Genomic DNA, 18,808 nt, shown 5'->3' with positions numbered 1-18,808 from the left:
CCGCCGGGGCTCCGCGGGCGTCTCAGTAGCCGAAGTCCTGGGTCCACCACGGCCCGCCCGGACCGAAGTGGACGCCGACGCCCAGGGTCGTGAACTCGCAGTTCAGTATGTTGGCGCGGTGGCCGGGGCTGTTCATCCAGGCCTCCATGACGGCGGCGGCGTCGGCCTGGCCGCGGGCTATGTTCTCGCCGCCCAGGTCGGTGATGCCGGCCTTCTCCGCCCGGTCCCAGGGGGTCGCCCCGCTGGGGTCGGTGTGGTCGAAGAAGTCCCGCGCGGCCATGTCCTCGCTGAAGTCCCGGGCCAGCTCGGCGAGCGCGCTGTTCGCGGCGACCGGGCTGCAACCCGCCTTCGCCCGCTCCTCGTTGACCAGCTTCAGCACCTCCGCCTCGGCGGCGGCCTCCGCGGAGACCGTCACCGGGGCGGTCGTCCTCGGCGGCGTCCTGGTCGGCGTACGCGACGGCGTCGGGGTGGGCTTCGGCTTCTTCGACGGCGTGGCCGAGGGCTTCTCGGACGGTTTCGCGGACGGCTTCTCGGTGGTCGGTGACGCCGACGGGGAGGCGGAGGACGCCGAGGGGGAGGCGGAGCGCCCGCTGCCGGGGCTCGTCGCGGCGCCGTCGCCGGCCGGGCTCTCGACCCTGCGGGAGGTGCCGCCCAGCGGGCCCTCGGTGTTGGCGGCGCCGCCCTCGGTGGCCTCCACCCGGTCGCCGCTGCCGCCGCCGAGCCGGTAGGTGTCCCCGCCGGGCAGGACGCCGGTGGCGACCGCGACCGCGCCGATGGCCACCGCGGCGGAAACCCCGAGCAGTCCGGTGCGTACCGGGGTCACGGCCTTCTTCCGGCGGCGGTGCGAGCGCCCGCTCCGGGTTCCGTCACCGGAGCCGGAGCCGGAGGCGGCGGCACCGGCGGAGGCGTCGGCGGTGGGGAGGACCGCGGTGTCGGCCGCGGCGTCCCGCTCCTCGTCCGCCCCGAAGAGGTACGCGTCGCTGCGGGCCTGCACGTGGGCGTAGGCCTCGGGGTTCAGATAGGGCGCGATGCCCGGCTCCGGCGGCCGGTCCGGCTGCGCGTGCCGCGGGTCCCGGCCCGCCGCGTCGGAGCCCTGTGCCGGCGTGACCCCCGTGGCGCGGCCCGTGGCGGCGCGGCCGGCGGCGGAGCGTCGGTGGCGTCCCATGTCCTGGCCTTCCTCGTCCCTGGTGCTCGTCCTGGTGGTCGACTCGTCCCGGCGGTCAACCAAAAGTCACCTGATCGGGTGACTTTCATATGAGATGCGTTTGGGGCTGGACGGTACCGCATGGCGCGAGGGGGAGAAGTGTCCCGCGTGACATTGCCCGGTTAGGTTGCACCCATGAGCGAGGATGTACGACTGGTCGCCTGGGTCCGAGGACATGTCCAGGGAGTGGGTTTCCGCTGGTTCACGCGGGCCAAGGCGCTGGAGATCGGCGGCCTGAGTGGTTTTGCTCTCAATTTGGCCGACGGCCGGGTCCAGGTGGTCGCGGAGGGGCCGCGCGAGGGCTGCCAGGGCCTGCTGGACTGGCTCCAGGGTGACGACACGCCCGGGCGCGTGGACGGCGTCACCGAGATCTGGGACACACCTCGCGGCGGCTACGACGGCTTCGCCATCCGCTGATCCCGCACCGCCGGGACACCGTCGGGCGGCCCGCGCCGGGCGCCGGGACATGCCCGTGGCAGCTGCCCGGAGGGAAAAGGTGCTGGTGATTGCCGAGAGGGGCTTGCGATGGCAGGCTCCGCACGCAAGGATGATCGCCACGCCCCGAGGCCCCGAAGAAGTCGCGGCGCCGCCGTTTCACGGCCGCGCGCACCCGGGTAGCCCGTCAATACGGGGCGTGATCGTGTTGACCGTCAAACTTTTTGGTGAGACGCTGAAAGCACCCCGCGCACCTAGCTGTTTGGCATGGATGAACGGCAGCAAGAACTCCATTGCCAAGCACCGCGGGTGCGAATCCCTCACGACCCACACCGCATCGGTCGGTCACTCAGTGTGGAGGACCATCCATCATGGCAAAGGCGCTTCTCGGTTACGTCGGCGGCTCCGACCCTCGACTCCTCGCCGAGATGCGACGGCTCCAGCAGCGCGTCCAGGACCTGGAATCCGAGCTCGTACGGATCCAGGCCGAGAACGAGGCGCTGACGGCTGCCGCTTCTCACCACGACAGGGTCATCGAGCGCGTCGACGCACACCAGGCGGAGCCTGCGCTCACCTGATCACTGCATCGCACAACGGCACGCAGTGGTTGGGCTGCTCTTATCAACCGCGCAGTGTCAGAAGTTGCAAGGGACGCTTCGGCGTCCCTTCTTTCTTGCCCCCGCACACCCTTTCAGTGTCTTTAACGTTTGGTCTGCCCTGCGCGTTCATCGGCGAAACCGCGCGTTCATGGAGTGAGACAAACCCCGGCGGGTAAAGTCCAGCGGCGTGCACCTCAAGGCCCTGACCCTCCGTGGCTTCAAGTCGTTCGCCTCGGCGACCACGCTCCGCTTCGAGCCGGGCATCACGTGCGTCGTCGGCCCGAACGGCTCGGGCAAGTCCAACGTCGTGGACGCGCTCAGCTGGGTCATGGGCGAGCAGGGCGCCAAGTCGCTGCGCGGCGGCAAGATGGAGGACGTCATCTTCGCCGGCACCACCGGCCGCCCGCCGCTGGGCCGCGCCGAGGTGTCCCTGACCATCGACAACTCCGACGGGGCCCTGCCCATCGAGTACGCCGAGGTCACCATCACGCGGATCATGTTCCGCAACGGCGGCAGCGAGTACCAGATCAACGGCGACACCTGCCGCCTCCTCGACATCCAGGAACTCCTCTCCGACTCCGGCATCGGCCGCGAGATGCACGTCATCGTCGGCCAGGGCCAGCTCGACTCCGTGCTGCACGCCGACCCCATGGGCCGCCGCGCCTTCATCGAGGAGGCGGCCGGCGTCCTCAAGCACCGCAAGCGCAAGGAGAAGGCCCTCAGGAAACTGGACGCGATGCAGGCCAACCTCGCGCGCGTGCAGGACCTCACCGACGAGCTGCGCCGCCAGCTCAAGCCGCTCGGCCGCCAGGCCGCGGTGGCGCGCAGGGCCGCCGTCATCCAGGCCGACCTGCGCGACGCCCGCCTGCGCCTGCTCGCCGACGACCTCGTACGGCTCCGGGAAGCCCTCCAGGCCGAGATCGCCGACGAGGCCGCGCTGAAGGAGCGAAAGGAGGCCGCCGAGGAGGAGCTGCGCAGGGCGCTCCGGCAGGAGGCGCTGCTGGAGGACGAGGTCCGCCGGCTCACCCCGCGCCTCCAGCGTGCCCAGCAGACCTGGTACGAGCTGTCCCAGCTCGCCGAGCGGGTGCGAGGCACGATCTCGCTGGCCGAGGCACGGGTCAAGAGCGCCACCTCCGCACCGGTCGACGAACGGCGCGGCCGGGACCCCGAGGACCTGGAGCGCGAGGCCGCCCGCGTCCGCGAACAGGAGGCCGAGCTGGAAGCGGCCCTCGAAGCGGCACAGCGGGCCCTGGAGGACACCGTCGCCCACCGCGCGGAACTGGAGCGCGAGCTGGCCGCCGAGGAACGTCGCTTGAAGGACGCCGCCCGCGCCATCGCCGACCGCCGCGAGGGCCTGGCCCGCCTGAACGGCCAGGTCAACGCGGCCCGCTCCCGCGCCGCCGCCGCCCAGGCCGAGATCGACCGCCTGGCCGCCGCCCGCGACGAGGCCCAGGAGCGGGCCGTCGCCGCGCAGGAGGAGTACGAGGCGCTGAAGGCCGAGGTCGACGGGCTCGACGCGGGCGACGCCGAGCTGGCGGAACGGCACGAGGCGGCCAAGCGCGCGCTGGTCGAGGCGGAGACGGCCCTGACCGCCGCCCGTGAGGCGGTCACCGCGGCCGAACGCGAGCGTGCCGCCACCCGGGCCCGCCACGAGACCCTGGCCCTGGGCCTCAGGCGCAAGGACGGCACCGGAGCACTGCTGGCCGCCCGGGACAGGCTCACCGGAGTCCTCGGCCCGGCGGCGGAGCTGCTGACGGTGACGCCCGGCCACGAGGTCGCCCTCGCCACGGCCTTCGGCGCCGCAGCCGACGCGATCGCCGTCACCACCCCCTCCGCGGCAGCCGAAGCCATCCGCCTCCTCCGCAAACAGGAGGCAGGCCGAGCCGCCCTCCTCCTCACCGGGGCCGCGGAGAAGACCCCCGAAGGGGGCGCGGGGAACCGCGCGAGCAACCACGACGATCCCGCACCGCACCACGGCGGCCCGGCCCCCCGAAGGGGCGCGGGGAACGGCGCGCCCAGCCACGACGATCCGGCACCCGACAACGGCGCCCATGCCCCCGAAAGGGGCGCGGGGAACTGCGCGACCAGCCACACCGAACCCGCACCCGCCCAACAACCCCCCACCCCCCACACCCCACCGCGCACCCCCCTCCCCGCGGAGCACTACGTCCGCGGCCCCGCCGACCTCATGCCCGCCGTACGCCGCCTCCTGCGCGGAATCGTCGTCGTCCCGACGCTCGAGGACGCCGAGCAAGTGGTCTACGCGCACCCCCACCTGACCGCCGTGACCACCGACGGCGACCTGCTGGGGTCGCACTTCGCGCACGGAGGCTCCGCGGGCGCGCCCAGCCTCCTGGAGGTGCAGGCCTCCGTCGACGAGGCCGCGACCGAGTTGAAGGAGCTGGAGACCCGCTGCGAGCAGCTGACCCAGGCCCAGCGGGAAGCAGCCCAGCACCGCGCCGACGCCGCCGCCCTCGTCGAGGAACTCGGAGAGCGCCGCCGTACCGCGGACCGGGAGAAGTCGGCGGTGGCGCAGCAGCTGGGCCGGCTCGCCGGCCAGGCCAGGGGAGCCGCGGGAGAGGCGGAGCGCAGCGAAGCCGCCGCCACGCGGGCGCAGGAAGCCCTGGACAAGGCGCTCCAGGAGGTCGAGGAGCTGGCCGAACGCCTCGCCGTGGCCGAGGAGATGCCGATCGAGGAGGAACCGGACACCTCGGTCCGCGACCGCCTCGCCGCCGACGGCGCCAACGCGCGCCAGACCGAGATGGAGGCCCGTCTCCAGGTCCGTACGCACGAGGAACGGGTGAAGGGCCTGGCCGGCCGGGCCGACGCGCTGGACCGGGCGGCCCGGACGGAGCGCGAGGCACGCGCGCGGGCCGAGCAGCGCCGCGCCCGGCTGCGCCACGAGGCGGCCGTCGCCGAGGCCGTCGCCTCGGGCGCCCGGCAGCTGCTGGCGCACATCGAGGTCTCCCTGGCCCGCGCGGAGCGGGAACGTTCCGCCGCGGAGGCGGCGAAGGCGCGCCGCGAGCAGGAGCTGGCCGCCGCCCGCACCCGGGGCCGGGACCTCAAGGCCGAGCTGGACAAGCTCACCGACTCCGTGCACCGGGGCGAGGTGCTGGGCGCCGAGAAGCGGCTGCGGATCGAGCAGCTGGAGACGAAGGCGCTGGAGGAGCTGGGCGTGGAGCCGGCCGTACTGGTCGACGAGTACGGCCCCCATCAGCTCGTACCGCCGTCGCCGCCCGCCGAGGGCGAGGAGCTGCCGGAGGACCCGGAGCACCCGCGCAACCAGCCGAGGCCGTTCGTCCGCGCGGAGCAGGAGAAGCGGCTGAAGGCGGCCGAACGGGCGTACCAGCAGCTCGGGAAGGTGAATCCGCTCGCGCTGGAGGAGTTCGCCGCGCTGGAGGAGCGCCACCAGTTCCTCAGCGAGCAGCTGGAGGACCTGAAGAAGACCCGCGCGGACCTGCTCCAGGTGGTGAAGGAGGTCGACGAGCGGGTCGAGCAGGTCTTCACGGAGGCCTTCCGGGACACCGCACGCGAGTTCGAGGGCGTGTTCGGCAGGCTCTTCCCCGGCGGTGAGGGCCGGCTCGTGCTGACCGACCCCGACAACATGCTCACCACCGGTGTGGACGTCGAGGCCCGGCCGCCGGGCAAGAAGGTCAAGCGGCTGTCCCTGCTGTCCGGTGGCGAGCGGTCGCTGACGGCCGTCGCCCTGCTGGTGTCGATCTTCAAGGCCCGGCCCAGCCCGTTCTACGTCATGGACGAGGTCGAGGCCGCGCTGGACGACACCAACCTGCAGCGACTCATCCGGATCATGCAGGAGCTGCAGGAGACCTCGCAGCTCATCGTGATCACGCACCAGAAGCGGACCATGGAGGTCGCCGACGCGCTGTACGGCGTCTCGATGCAGGGCGACGGTGTGTCGAAGGTCATCAGCCAGCGGCTGCGTTGACCGCCCGCTGCGGGGCACCGGTCTACACCAGTAGTGACCAGGCCGTCCCCTAGATCTCTTCAAGTAGTGAACGCAAGGCTGATACGCCGTGGCTGAAAATTCACAGGTCTTGGCCTATTGACTTCGAAACCTGAAGGCATAGTCTCTGCAACGTTGCTTTTACCTTCAGGTGTGAGCGGCCCGGACGCCGCACTCCCTGGAAGGGCTCGCCCCCAGCCGGCAGCGTTGCCGGCGGCCCGAGGAGTTACCCACGTGACCAGCACAGCGCAGGCACCCCAGTCCGGTGCCAAGACGGCGCACCCCGAACATCTCGGGCACGTCGTCTTCATCACTGCCGCCGCCGCCCTGGGCGGTTTCCTGTTCGGCTACGACAGCTCTGTCATCAACGGTGCGAACGGCGGCATCCAGGCTCGGTTCGACCTCAGCTCCGGTGCCACCGGAACCGTCGCCGCCTGCGCCCTGCTGGGCAGCGCCGTGGGCGCGGCCGTCGCCGGCCGGATCGCCGACCGCATCGGCCGTATCCGCGTCATGCAGATCGCGGCGCTGCTGTTCGCCGTGAGCGCGGTGGGCTCCGGTCTGCCGTTCGCCGCCTGGGACCTCGCCGCCTGGCGTGTCCTCGGCGGTATCGCCATCGGCATGGCCTCGGTGATCGGCCCGGCCTACATCGCCGAGGTCGCCCCGCCGGCCTACCGGGGCAGGCTCGCCTCGTTCCAGCAGGCCGCCATCGTCATCGGCATCGCCGTCTCCCAGCTCGTCAACTGGGCCATCCTCAACATGGCCGACGGCGAGGAGCGCGGCGAGATAGCCGGGCTGGAGGCCTGGCAGTGGATGCTCGGCGTGATGCTGGTGCCGGCCGTGATCTACGGTCTGCTCTCCTTCGCGATCCCCGAGTCGCCGCGCTACCTGATCAGCGTGGGCCGCACCGACGACGCCAAGAAGGTGCTCGCCGACGTCGAGGGCGACATCGACCTGGACGCCCGCGTCGCCGAGATCGACCAGGCGATGCGCAGCGACCACAAGTCGACGTTCAGGGACCTGCTCGGCGGCCGCTTCGGCCTGCTGCCGATCGTCTGGATCGGTATCGGCCTGTCCGTCTTCCAGCAGCTGGTCGGCATCAACGTCATCTTCTACTACTCGAACCTGCTGTGGCAGTCCGTCGGCGTCGACCCGTCGAGCTCGTTCTTCTACTCGTTCGAGACCTCGATCATCAACATCATCGGTACCGTGATCGCGATGATCTTCGTCGACCGCCTCGGGCGCAAGCCGCTCGCGCTCATCGGCTCGGTCGGCATGGGCATCTCCCTGGCGCTCGCCGCCTGGTCCTTCTCGTACCAGAACGGCAACGACCCGCTGCCCACCACTCAGGGCTACGTCGCGCTGATCGCCGCCAACGCGTTCGTGCTGTTCTTCGCCCTGTCCTGGGGTGTCGTCGTCTGGGTCATGCTCGGTGAGGTCTTCCCGAACAAGATCCGCGCCGCCGCGCTCGGTGTGGCCGCCTCGGCCCAGTGGATCGCCAACTGGGTGATCACGATCACCTTCCCGGACCTGTCCGAGTGGAACCTGTCGCTCACCTACGTCATGTACGCGGTGTTCGCCTTCCTCTCCATCCCCTTCATCCTCAAGTTCGTGCCCGAGACCAAGGGCAAGAGCCTGGAGGAGATGGGCTGAGCCTCCCCCGAGGCCCCCTGGACTCGAGGAGCCGGGCCAAGTCCCCGCTGCCCGCTCCTCGACACCCGTGAAACGTGCTGCCCCGGCTCGGTGACCGAGCCGGGGCAGCACGTTTTTCCGCGTCCCGCAGGGTGCTGCCAGGAGACGAACGCCGCTCCGCGAGGCGCGGCGGCGGGGTCCCGCGGCGGCCCGAGAGGAGCCACCCGTCAGGGCGGCGGTGCGGCTCGACGAAAGGGCGCGGGTGCCCCCTACCGTCCGGCCTCGGGACGCAACCGCTCGACCGATGGCCGATTCCGGCGACGGCGGCCGGTCGGCCGTCTTCCGGCAGGTCCGGCCCGGCGATGTCCTCGTTGAGGCGAGGAGGCGAGGAGGCGAGGAGGCGAGGAGGCGCGGGAGGCGCGGGAGGCGAGGAGGCGCGGGAGGCGCGGGAGGCGCGGGAGGCGAGGAGGCGCGTGAGGCGCGGGAGGCGAGGAGGCGCGTGAGGCGCGGAGCGGGCCGACGGCCGTCGGGGCCGTCACCGTGCTCCGCCGTCCGGCGGCCGGCGCCGCGCAAGGCAAAGTCCCCCTCCGGTGCGGGGACGCGGCGGAGGGGGACGGTGGCCGGTGGGGCCCCTCGGGGCCCTCGGGGCCCGTGGCCGTGCGGGCTCAGACGCCCGTCAGCTCGGGCTCCTCGGTGGGGGCGGGCGCCGGTGCGGTGACCGCCGGCTTCGGCAGGGCCAGGTACAGCAGGCCCGAGATCGCGATCGTGGCGACCCAGCCGAGGCCGTACTCCCCGATGACGTTGTTCGCGGCGAGCGGGCCGGTGAACCAGTCCGACGTGGTGAACAGCAGGCCCGCGACCAGGCCGACCGCCCAGGCGGTCACGGCGGCGGGGGAGAAGCCGCCGCGGTACCAGTAGGCGCTGGTGCGGGTCGTGTCGGCCATGGCCTCGCCGTCGTACGACGTACGCCGCAGCATGTCCGCGCCGAACACGCCGACCCACGCGGAGAACGCCACCGCCAGCAGGGACAGGAAGGCGATGAAGGAGCCCATGAAGCTCGTCGCCACCAGCATCAGCACGCCGCCGAACACCAGCGAGATCAGCGCGTTGACGGACACCGCCCAGTGCCGGGGCACCTTGATGCCGAGGGTCTGCGCGGTGAAGCCCGCCGAGTACATCGACATCGCGTTGATCAGCAGCATGCCGATCAGCGCGATCAGCAGATACGGCACCGCGATCCACGTCGGCAGGATCTCCCCGAGGAAGGAGACCGGGTCGGACGCCGAGGCCAGGTCCGGCGTGGACACCGCCATCACCGCGCCCATCAGCACCATCGGCAGCACCACGACACCGGCGCCGCCGAGCGCCGTGCCCACGATCGCCTTCGAGGACGCCGTACGCGGCAGATAGCGGGTGAAGTCCGGCGCCGACGGGATCCAGCTGACGCCGCCCGCCGCGATCATGCCGATACCGGTGATCACCGCGGCCGTGGAACCCGCGGAGTGGTCCAGCACCTTCGACCAGTCCGTGTTCACCGCCAGATAGACCAGCACCAGCACCGAGAACGCGCCGAAGAGATAGGTCGACTTGTTGCACTTCTGCACGGCGCCGATGCCGAGCCCGGAGATCGCGAACGTCGCGACCACGAACGCCAGCAGGGTCACCATGTCCAGCACGCCGTTCGCGCCGATGCCGAAGACGATGTCCAGGATGGTGAGCATGGCGTACGCGCCGGTCACCGCGTTGATCGTCTCCCAGCCCCAGCGCGCCACCCAGATCAGCGAGCCGGGCAGCAGATTGCCGCGCTGCCCGAACACCGCGCGGGAGAGCGCCATGCCCGGCGCCCCGCCCCGCTTGCCCGCGATCCCGATCAGCCCGACGAGGCCGTACGACACGACGGGCGCGACGACGGCGACGACCAGGGCCTGCCAGATGTTGAGCCGGTACGCCACCACCAGGCTCGCGCCCATGGTGAGCAGCAGCACGCTGATGTTGGCACCGACCCAGGTCGGGAACAGCTCACGGGTTCTCGCCGTGCGCTCGTGGTCCGGTACCTGCTCGATGCCGCGGGTTTCGAGAGCGCCTTCGGTCTCGGCGGTCTTGCTCATGAAGAACATGCCTAGCGGTGGGGGACGGGGGACATCGGGACTCTACGCGCGTTGACGTAGCCCGGGCCATCGTACTTTGGCCCGACTCGCACCCACCGGTGGCCTTTGTCTCTCATAGGAAGCCACAAGCAGGGTCCGGGGGACCCCCATGGCTGATACTGGACGGGTTATGGACATCGTCATCCTTGCTGTAGTCATCGCCGTGGTCGTGCTCGGCGCGCTCGGCGGGCTCGTGGTCGGCAGCCGCCGCAAGAAGCAGCTGCCCCCGCCGCCCCCCACGACGCCCGACCTCACCGCCCCTCCGGCCGAGCCGCACGTCGGCGACGAGGCCGAGACGCCTAAGGAGGAACCGCGCCGCACGATCGAGGAGGTGGACCTCCCGGGCGGCTCGGCCCCGACCGCCGTCGAGGAGCCTCCCGTCGTCGAGGAGCCCGTCACCGAGGCTCCCCCGATCGAGATCCCGGAGCCCACCGCCGGACGCCTGGTGCGTCTGCGCGCCCGGCTCTCCCGCTCCCAGAACGCCCTCGGCAAGGGCCTGCTCTCGCTGCTCTCGCGCGAGCACCTGGACGAGGACACCTGGGAGGAGATCGAGGACACCCTGCTCACCGCCGACGTCGGCGTCCAGCCCACCCAGGAGCTGGTCGAACGGCTGCGCGAGCGCGTGAAGGTCCTCGGCACCCGCACCCCCGAGGAGCTGCGCGGCCTGCTCCGCGAGGAGCTGCTCACCCTGGTCGGCACCGACTTCGACCGCACCGTGAAGACCGAGCCCGAGGGCCGCAAGCCCGGCATCGTGATGGTCGTCGGCGTCAACGGCACCGGCAAGACCACCACCACCGGCAAGCTCGCCCGCGTCCTGGTCGCCGACGGCAACAGCGTCGTCCTCGGCGCCGCCGACACCTTCCGCGCCGCCGCCGCCGACCAGCTCCAGACCTGGGGCGAGCGCGTCGGCGCCCACACGGTGCGCGGCCCCGAGGGCGGCGACCCGGCCTCCGTCGCCTTCGACGCGGTCAAGGAGGGCAAGGAGATCGGCGCGGACGTCGTCCTCATCGACACCGCCGGCCGCCTGCACACGAAGACCGGCCTCATGGACGAGCTGGGCAAGGTCAAGCGGGTCGTCGAGAAGCACGCCCCGCTCGACGAGGTGCTGCTCGTCCTCGACGCCACCACCGGTCAGAACGGCCTCGTCCAGGCCCGGGTGTTCGCCGAGGTCGTCGACATCACCGGCATCGTGCTCACCAAGCTCGACGGCACCGCCAAGGGCGGCATCGTCGTCGCCGTCCAGCGCGAACTGGGCGTCCCGGTGAAGCTGGTCGGCCTCGGCGAGGGCGCGGACGACCTGGCGCCGTTCGAGCCGGAGGCGTTCGTCGACGCGCTCATCGGTGAGTGACCGCTCACCCCGGACCACCGCATACCGAAGCGCCCGCCCCCGTGGAGAGGGGGACGGGCGCTTCGTCGTACGTTCGGCCGCGGCGCCGGCGAACCCGTGTCGCCCGCGTCACCGGCGGACCCGCGTTACCGGCTGACCCGCGTCGCCCGCGTCACGCCCGCGACCGGTGCGCCACGTACGCCAGCGTGCCCAGCAGCAGCCGGGCCTCCGGCGGGTGGCTCGCCGAGTCCAGGGCGGGGGAGCGCAGCCAGCGCACCGGACCGAGGCCGCCCCGGTCGGACGGCGGCGCCGTGAGGTACGTACCCCGGCCGAGGCCGCGCAGGTCGAGCGCCGGGTCGTCCCAGCCCATGCGGTACAGCAGCGCGGGCAGCTCGGCGGCGGCGCCGGGGGCGACGAAGAACTGGGCGCGGCCGTCCGGGGTGGCGGTCACCGGGCCGAGCGGGACGCCCATCCGTTCCAGCCGGACCACCGCGTGGCGCCCGGCCGGCTCGGCCACCTCGATGACGTCGAACGTCCGCCCCACCGGCAGCATCACCGCCGCGCCCGGGAACTCCGCCCAGGCGTCGGACACCTCGTCCAGCGTGGCCCCGGCCGGGACCTCGGGGGCGAAGTCCAGCGGATGCGCGCCCGGCGCCGGGCAGCCGGCGCGGCCGCAGGAACACAGTCCGGCGGCGGCACGCGCGCCCGGTACGACGTCCCATCCCCACAGCCCGGTGTACTCGGCCACGGCGGTGCACTCCGACGAGCGGCCGCGGCGGCGCGAGCCGGACCGGGAGTCGCGGGTGGCCCGACTGCTGCCGATCGTGAAGCCCATGCCCCCTCCAACGGGTCCGGCGCATCGGTGGTTACGTGACGGATCGACACGGATGCGGAACGTGACCTCGCCTACCCGGCTGCCCCGCCGCGCCGCGATCCACTCCGCGCCCGGAAGCACGTCGGGTGGTGCGTCCGGCAGTACGCGCCCTCGAGTGCGCCAGTCCGCCCGTCCCCGGCTGTCATGTGTCAAGTGAATCGTGAAGAGGCGCCCGTGAGTTCATCCGAAGGGGTGGCGAATGGTGGCGATTCCGTAAGCACCGTGGCTGCACCCGTGATCGTAGGATTACCGTGTGTGCACAGCAGGTGGGGCACATGCACCGGTGGTTATGCCGGAGGCAAGTCGGTTTCCTGTTCGAAGGGTGGCAAGCCCGGGACGGGCGGCCCGCTCGACCGGCATTCTGATAGGGCTTGGCGCACTCGATGGCAAGCAGTCTGTAGGGATGGGGGCGTTCCAGTGGGCGGCAACGGCGGAAGCGGGACGAACGCTGAGAAGCGCCCGAATGAGCTGTTGGGCTCGTGGTTCGTGCGCAGCGGCTGGTCCAAGGGCGAGCTGGCCCGTCAGGTCAACCGCCGGGCACGCCAGCTGGGCGCCAACCACATCTCGACGGACACCTCGCGGGTCCGGCGCTGGCTCGACGGCGAGAACCCGCGCGAGCCGATCCCCAGGATCCTCTCGGAGCTGTTCTCCGAGCGGTTCGGCTGTGTCGTCTCCGTCGAGGACCTGGGCCTGCGCGCCGCCCGCCAGTCCCCGTCCGCGACCGGAGTCGACATGCCCTGGACGGGCCCGCAGGCGGTGGCACTGCTCAGCGAGTTCTCGCGCAGCGACCTGATGCTGGCGCGGCGCGGCTTCCTCGGAACTTCGCTGGCCCTGTCCGCGGGCCCGGCCCTCATCGAGCCCATGCAGCGCTGGCTCGTGCCGGCCCCGTCCTCGCCCCGGCCCGACCAGGCCGGATTCGCCCCGCAGGAGGCCGTGCCCACCAGCCGCGCGCGCGGGCGGCTGTCCAAGGCCGAGCTGGACCTGCTGGAGTCCACCACGGTGATGTTCCGCCAGTGGGACGCCCAGTGCGGCGGCGGACTGCGCCGCAAGGCCGTCGTCGGCCAGCTGCACGAGGTCACCGACCTGCTCCAGGAACCCCAGCCGGAGGCCACCACCCGCAAGCTCTTCAAGGTCGCCGCCGAACTCGCCGAACTGGCGGGCTGGATGAGCTACGACGTGGGCCTCCAGCCCACCGCGCAGAAGTACTTCGTCCTCGCGCTGCACGCCGCGAAGGAAGCCGGCGACCGCCCCCTCGGCTCGTACATCCTCTCCAGCATGAGCCGCCAGATGATCCACCTCGGCCGGCCCGACGACGCGCTCGAACTGATCCACCTCGCGCAGTACGGCAGCCGGGACTGCGCGAGCCCGCGCACCCAGTCGATGCTGTATGCGATGGAGGCCCGGGCCTACGCCAACATGGGCCAGCCCGGCAAGACCAAACGGGCCGTGCGGATGGCCGAGGACGTCTTCGCGGAGGCCGACGACTGGGACGAGCCGGACCCCGACTGGATCCGCTTCTTCTCCGAGGCCGAGCTGTACGCCGAGAACAGCCACTCCTTCCGCGACCTCGCCTACGTCGCCGGCCGCAGCCCCACCTACGCCTCCCTCGCCGAGCCGATGATGCGGCGGGCCGTCGAGCTGTTCGCCCAGGACAGCGAGCACCAGCGGTCGTACGCACTCAACCTGATCGGCATGGCCTCGGTCCACCTGCTCCAGCGCGAGCCCGAGCAGAGCGCCGTCTTCGCCGGGCAGGCCATGCACGTCGCCAAGAAGATCCGCTCCGAGCGGGTGAACACCCGGATCCGCAAGACCGTCGACACCGCCGCCCGCGACTTCGGCGACCTCGCCGAGGTCGTCGACCTCACCGACAAGCTCGCGGCGGAGCTGCCCGAGACCGCCGAGGCGGTCTGACCCCCGCTGCCCCCGGCCCCGGCCGCGGCCGGCCCTCCCGAACTGCCCGACTCGGCTCCCCCCACGCCAGGTCATCGGAGGACCGCCCGCGGCCGGTTTCCTTTCCTCCCGGAGATTCCCCCGGCGCCCACGGGAGATCCTTCACGCGCTCCCGGACACCCTTCTCGGAAGGTTGCGCCACGATAACGATCGTGCGCGCCGAGATCCGGCAATTCATCGACGCGTAACACGCCCGGCGCCTTCGTCACGGCCGCGAAACAACGAGGGGCTTCCACCGAAACCGCGCTGCGCCAATCTCGTGGCGCATAACCGGCCCACCCCTCAATCCGCTCAAGGCTTCGCCCGCACGGGGCCGTATCCAACGACGAGGAGACGCCGATGGCACCAGCCATCACGCTTGCCGCAGAGACGCAGATCTCTGCCGCCAACACAGGCTTCATGCTCATCTGTTCCGCCCTGGTGATGCTGATGACGCCGGCCCTGGCCTTCTTCTACGGAGGCATGGTCCGGGTCAAGAGCACCCTGAACATGCTGATGATGAGCTTCATCAGCCTGGGAATCGTCACCATCCTGTGGGTGCTGTACGGCTTCTCCATGGCCTTCGGCAACGACTCCGGCGGCATCTTCGCCTGGAACTCCGACTACGTCGGATTCACCGGCATCGACAAGGACGCCATCTGGGACGGCTACACCATCCCCGTCCTCGTCTTCGCCGTCTTCCAGCTGATGTTCGCGATCATCACCCCCGCCCTGATCAGCGGCGCTCTCGCCGACCGGGTCAAGTTCACCGCCTGGGCGCTGTTCATCGCCCTGTGGGCCACCGTCGTCTACTTCCCCGTCGCCCACTGGGTCTGGGGCACCGGCGGCTGGGCCTTCGAACTCGGCGTGATCGACTTCGCCGGCGGTACGGCCGTCCACATCAACGCCGGTGCCGCCGCCCTCGGCGTCATCCTGGTCATCGGCAAGCGGATCGGCTTCAAGAAGGACCCGATGCGCCCGCACAGCCTGCCGCTGGTCATGCTCGGCGCCGGTCTGCTGTGGTTCGGCTGGTTCGGCTTCAACGCGGGCTCCTGGCTCGGAAACGACGACGGCGTCGGCTCCCTGATGTTCGTCAACACCCAGGTCGCCACCGCCGCCGCCATGCTCGCCTGGCTGATCTACGAGAAGCTGCGCCACGGCGCCTTCACCACGCTGGGCGCCGCCTCCGGTGCCGTCGCGGGCCTCGTCGCCATCACCCCGGCCGGCGGTGCGGTCGACCCGCTCGGCGCGATCGCCGTCGGCGCCGTCGCCGGTCTGCTGTGCGCCATGGCCGTCGGCCTGAAGTACAAGTTCGGTTACGACGACTCCCTCGACGTGGTCGGTGTCCACCTCGTCGGCGGCATCGTCGGCTCCCTCCTCGTCGGTTTCTTCGCCTCCGGCGAGGGCCAGTCCGACGTCAAGGGCCTCTTCTACGGCGGTGACGCGAGCCAGCTCGGCAAGCAGGCCGCCGGTGTCTTCGCGGTCCTGGCCTACTCCCTGGTCGTCTCCGCGATCCTCGCCTTCGTCCTCGACAAGACCATCGGCATGCGGGTCCCCGAGGACGACGAGGTGGCCGGCATCGACCAGGCCGAGCACGCCGAGACCGCATACGACTTCAGCGGCGCCGGCGGCGGAACCTCCCGCTCCGCCTCCGTGCCCGCCGCCCCGGTCGCCGCCCAGGCCGAGTCCGAGAAGGTGGACGCATGAAGCTCATCACCGCCGTCGTGAAGCCGCACCGGCTCGACGAGATCAAGGAAGCCCTCCAGGCCTTCGGAGTGCACGGCCTGACGGTCACCGAGGCCAGCGGCTACGGTCGTCAGCGGGGCCACACCGAGGTCTACCGGGGCGCCGAGTACACCGTCGACCTGGTCCCCAAGATCCGTATCGAGGTGCTGGTCGAGGACGACGACGCCGAACAGCTGATCGACGTCATCGTCAAGGCCGCCCGCACCGGCAAGATCGGTGACGGCAAGGTCTGGTCCCTCCCGGTCGAGACGGCCGTCCGGGTCCGCACCGGCGAGCGCGGACCGGACGCGCTCTGACGCCCTGAACCGAAGAGAACAGGAGTCGCTGGGTGACGAGCACGGATGCAACGGCGAAGGCAGAGGACTCGGGACCCAGCGGCTACGCGGCGGCCCGGCTGCGCCTCCTGACGGAGGGGGCGCGGTCCGGGCCGCCGCGCCGTACCGCCCTCTCCGGGCTGACCGACGACTGGCTCGCGGGCCTGTTCGACGCGGGAGCCGGAGGCCTGAAGGGCGTCTCGCTCGTCGCCGTCGGCGGCTACGGCCGCGGGGAGCTGTCCCCGCGCAGCGACCTCGACCTGCTGCTGCTCCACGACGGAGCCGACCCCGACGCGATCGCCGTCCTCGCCGACCGCCTCTGGTACCCCGTATGGGACCTCGGTCTCGCCCTCGACCACTCCGTGCGCACCCCGGCCGAGGCCCGCAAGACCGCCGCCGAGGACCTGAAGGTCCAGCTCGGCCTCCTCGACGCCCGGCACCTCGCCGGCGACCTCGGCCTCACCGCCGCGCTGCGCACCGCCGTCCTCGCCGACTGGCGCAACCAGGCGCCCAAACGCCTCCCCGAACTCCAGGAGCTGTGCGCCGAACGCGCCGCACGCCAGGGCGAACTCCAGTACCTGCTGGAACCCGACCTCAAGGAGGCCCGCGGCGGCCTCCGGGACGCCACCGCGCTGCGCGCCGTCGCCGCCTCCTGGCTGGCCGACGCCCCGCGCGAAGGCCTCGACGACGCCCGCCGCCGCCTCCTCGACGTCCGCGACGCCCTGCACCTGACCACCGGCCGCGCCACCGACCGCCTCTCCCTCCAGGAGCAGGACCAAGTCGCCGCCGAACTGGGCCTCCTCGACGCCGACACCCTGCTGCGGCAGGTCTACGAGGCGGCGCGCGTCATCTCGTACGCCAGCGATGTCACCTGGCGCGAAGTGGGGCGCGTGCTGCGTTCGCGCGCCGTGCGGCCCCGGCTGCGCGCCATGCTGGGCGGCGGAAAGCCCGTCGCCGAACGCTCCCCGCTGGCCGAAGGGGTGGTGGAACAGGACGGCGAGGTGGTGCTCGCCCGCGCCGCGCGCCCCGAACGCGACCCCGTGCTCCCCCTGCGCGCCGCGGCCGCCGCCGCGCAGGCCGGACTCCCGCTCTCCCTGCACGCCGTACGGCGCCTCGCCGCCACCGTGCGCCCCCTGCCCACGCCCTGGCCCGCCGAGGCCCGCGAACAACTCGTGACCCTGCTCGGATCCGGCCGCCCGACCGTCGAGGTCTGGGAGGCACTGGAGGCCGAAGGACTCATCACCCGCCTGCTGCCGGACTGGGAACGGGTCCGCTGCCGCCCGCAGCGCAACGCCGTGCACATCTGGACCGTCGACCGGCACCTCATCGAGACCGCCGTCCGCGCCTCCGCCTTCACCCGCCGCGTCAGCCGCCCCGACCTCCTCCTCGTCGCCGCGCTGCTGCACGACATAGGGAAGGGCTGGCCGGGCGACCACTCGGTGGCCGGCGAGATCATCGCCAGGGACGTGGCCGCGCGGATCGGCTTCGACCGCGACGACGTGGCCGTGCTCGGCACCCTCGTACGCCACCACCTCCTCCTCGTCGAGACCGCGACCCGCCGCGACCTCGACGACCCGGCCACCGTCCGGGCGGTCGCCGCGGCGGTCGGCTCACCCGGCACGCTGGAGCTGCTGCACGCCCTGACCGAGGCCGACGCCCTGGCCACCGGCCCGGCCGCCTGGTCGTCCTGGCGCGGCTCCCTCGTCGCCGACCTGGTGAAACGGGTCGCCGCCGTGCTCGCCGGAGCCGAGCCGGACGAGCCGGAGGCCGCCGCGCCCACCGCCGAGCAGGAACGGCTCGCCCTCGAGGCCGTCGCCACGGGCAGCCCCGTACTGGCGCTGCGCGCCCAGACCCGGCCGCAGGCGGAGGAGGAGCCGTCCGGCGATCCGGAACCGCTCGGCGTGGAGCTCCTCATCGCCGTACCGGACCAGCCGGGCGTGCTGCCCGCGGTGGCCGGCGTCCTCGCGATGCACCGCCTGACCGTCCGCACCGCGGAACTGCGCGCGCTGGAGCTGCCGGACGGCGTCGAGGGCTCCGCCCTGCTGCTGAACTGGCGGGTCGCCGCCGAGTACGGCTCCCTGCCGCAGGCCACCCGCCTGCGCGCCGACCTGGTCCGGGCCCTGGACGGATCCCTGGACATCGCGGGCCGCCTCGCCGAGCGGGACGCCGCGTACCCGCGCCGCCGGGGTCTGGTGGCGCCGCCGCCGAGGGTGTCCGTCCACCCGGCCGCGTCCCGGCTGGCCACGGTGATCGAGGTACGCGCCCAGGACGCACCCGGCCTGCTGTTCCGGATCGGCCGCGCCCTGGAGGACGCGAACGTACGGGTGCGCAGTGCGCACGTCAGCACCCTGGGCGCGAACGCGGTGGACGCCTTCTACGTCACGGGTCCCGGGGGCGCACCGCTGCCCGGCGAGGAGGCGGCGTCCGTGGCGCGCGGGCTGGAGGAGACACTGCGCGGCTGAACCGGGGCCCCTGGCCGCCCGCAGCCGGGGGCCCCGGGCCACCCGCAGCCGGGGACACCAGCCACGCACGGCCGGGGACCCGGCCACGCACGGCCGGGGACACCAGCCACCCGCGGCCGGGGATCCCGGCCACCTGCCTGGCCGGGATACCCTTGAAGACGCTCAGACTGCCCCCGAC

At 72.3% G+C, this 18,808-nt stretch carries 12 protein-coding genes; 9 read left to right on the top strand and 3 right to left on the bottom strand.

What is annotated here, in order from left to right:
• Window positions 1-22: 22 nt before the first annotated feature.
• Entirely contained in the window at window positions 23-1,165 is a 1,143-nt protein-coding gene (locus ACIG0D_RS21335; RefSeq protein ID WP_399803035.1) for a CAP domain-containing protein, read from the bottom strand.
• Between the two features lie 174 nt (window positions 1,166-1,339).
• Here ACIG0D_RS21335 and ACIG0D_RS21330 point away from each other — a divergent pair, with 174 nt between their 5' ends.
• The 4 genes from ACIG0D_RS21330 to ACIG0D_RS21315 all read left to right on the top strand — a co-directional run bounded on the left by ACIG0D_RS21330 (window position 1,340) and on the right by ACIG0D_RS21315 (window position 7,852).
• Window positions 1,340-1,621 carry an acylphosphatase gene (locus ACIG0D_RS21330; RefSeq protein WP_365758431.1) on the top strand — a complete coding sequence of 94 codons (282 nt, stop codon included), beginning with the start codon at window positions 1,340-1,342 and terminating at the stop codon, window positions 1,619-1,621.
• Window positions 1,622-2,010: 389 nt separating this feature from the next.
• Window positions 2,011-2,217: a hypothetical protein gene (locus ACIG0D_RS21325; protein WP_399803032.1), complete on the top strand. Its 207-nt coding sequence runs from the start codon at window positions 2,011-2,013 to the stop codon at window positions 2,215-2,217.
• Between the two features lie 208 nt (window positions 2,218-2,425).
• Entirely contained in the window at window positions 2,426-6,184 is a 3,759-nt protein-coding gene (locus tag ACIG0D_RS21320; protein WP_399803029.1) for an AAA family ATPase, read from the top strand.
• Window positions 6,185-6,436: 252 nt separating this feature from the next.
• Window positions 6,437-7,852, top strand: a complete 1,416-nt coding sequence (locus ACIG0D_RS21315; RefSeq protein ID WP_399803027.1) for a sugar porter family MFS transporter — start codon at window positions 6,437-6,439, stop codon at window positions 7,850-7,852.
• A 644-nt stretch (window positions 7,853-8,496) separates the two neighbouring features.
• Here ACIG0D_RS21315 and ACIG0D_RS21310 read toward each other — a convergent pair.
• Window positions 8,497-9,939: a cytosine permease gene (locus ACIG0D_RS21310; protein ID WP_399803024.1), complete on the bottom strand. Its 1,443-nt coding sequence runs from the start codon at window positions 9,937-9,939 to the stop codon at window positions 8,497-8,499.
• A 169-nt stretch (window positions 9,940-10,108) separates the two neighbouring features.
• On the opposite strand from ACIG0D_RS21310, the gene ftsY reads away from it, so the two are divergent.
• Window positions 10,109-11,326, top strand: coding sequence for a signal recognition particle-docking protein FtsY (gene ftsY, locus ACIG0D_RS21305; RefSeq protein ID WP_399803021.1), 1,218 nt, complete (start codon window positions 10,109-10,111; stop codon window positions 11,324-11,326).
• Between the two features lie 151 nt (window positions 11,327-11,477).
• On the opposite strand, the gene ACIG0D_RS21300 is transcribed toward ftsY, so the two are convergent.
• Window positions 11,478-12,140: a bifunctional DNA primase/polymerase gene (locus ACIG0D_RS21300; RefSeq protein WP_399803018.1), complete on the bottom strand. Its 663-nt coding sequence runs from the start codon at window positions 12,138-12,140 to the stop codon at window positions 11,478-11,480.
• A gap of 456 nt (window positions 12,141-12,596) precedes the next feature.
• On the opposite strand from ACIG0D_RS21300, the gene ACIG0D_RS21295 reads away from it, so the two are divergent.
• From ACIG0D_RS21295 to ACIG0D_RS21280, 4 genes are all read left to right on the top strand, one after another.
• Window positions 12,597-14,090, top strand: coding sequence for a hypothetical protein (locus ACIG0D_RS21295; RefSeq protein ID WP_399803015.1), 1,494 nt, complete (start codon window positions 12,597-12,599; stop codon window positions 14,088-14,090).
• Between the two features lie 378 nt (window positions 14,091-14,468).
• Window positions 14,469-15,815: an ammonium transporter gene (locus ACIG0D_RS21290; RefSeq protein WP_399803013.1), complete on the top strand. Its 1,347-nt coding sequence runs from the start codon at window positions 14,469-14,471 to the stop codon at window positions 15,813-15,815.
• Window positions 15,812-16,150, top strand: a complete 339-nt coding sequence (locus ACIG0D_RS21285; RefSeq protein ID WP_289940149.1) for a P-II family nitrogen regulator — start codon at window positions 15,812-15,814, stop codon at window positions 16,148-16,150. The genes ACIG0D_RS21290 and ACIG0D_RS21285 overlap by 4 nt, the downstream gene beginning before the upstream one ends.
• Before the next feature lie 32 nt (window positions 16,151-16,182).
• Window positions 16,183-18,630, top strand: a complete 2,448-nt coding sequence (locus tag ACIG0D_RS21280) for a [protein-PII] uridylyltransferase (protein ID WP_399803010.1) — start codon at window positions 16,183-16,185, stop codon at window positions 18,628-18,630.
• The last annotated feature ends 178 nt before the right edge of the window (window positions 18,631-18,808 follow it).

This window comes from Streptomyces sp. NPDC052773, from assembly GCF_044547145.1.
Classification (GTDB): domain Bacteria; phylum Actinomycetota; class Actinomycetes; order Streptomycetales; family Streptomycetaceae; genus Streptomyces.
The sequence above is the reverse complement of the archived record's forward strand: the minus strand, read 5'-3'. Positions and strand labels throughout refer to the sequence as shown.

Excerpts from the sequence above, each read along its gene's own strand:
- ACIG0D_RS21290 (WP_399803013.1), top strand. The coding sequence starts at position 14,469 with ATGGCACCAGCCATCACGCTTGCCGCAGAGACGCAGATCTCTGCCGCC.
- ftsY (WP_399803021.1), top strand. The coding sequence starts at position 10,109 with ATGGACATCGTCATCCTTGCTGTAGTCATCGCCGTGGTCGTGCTCGGC.
- ACIG0D_RS21330 (WP_365758431.1), top strand. The coding sequence starts at position 1,340 with ATGAGCGAGGATGTACGACTGGTCGCCTGGGTCCGAGGACATGTCCAG.
- ACIG0D_RS21285 (WP_289940149.1), top strand. The coding sequence starts at position 15,812 with ATGAAGCTCATCACCGCCGTCGTGAAGCCGCACCGGCTCGACGAGATC.
- ACIG0D_RS21325 (WP_399803032.1), top strand. The coding sequence starts at position 2,011 with ATGGCAAAGGCGCTTCTCGGTTACGTCGGCGGCTCCGACCCTCGACTC.
- ACIG0D_RS21300 (WP_399803018.1), bottom strand. The coding sequence starts at position 12,140 with ATGGGCTTCACGATCGGCAGCAGTCGGGCCACCCGCGACTCCCGGTCC.
- ACIG0D_RS21335 (WP_399803035.1), bottom strand. The coding sequence starts at position 1,165 with ATGGGACGCCACCGACGCTCCGCCGCCGGCCGCGCCGCCACGGGCCGC.
- ACIG0D_RS21310 (WP_399803024.1), bottom strand. The coding sequence starts at position 9,939 with ATGAGCAAGACCGCCGAGACCGAAGGCGCTCTCGAAACCCGCGGCATC.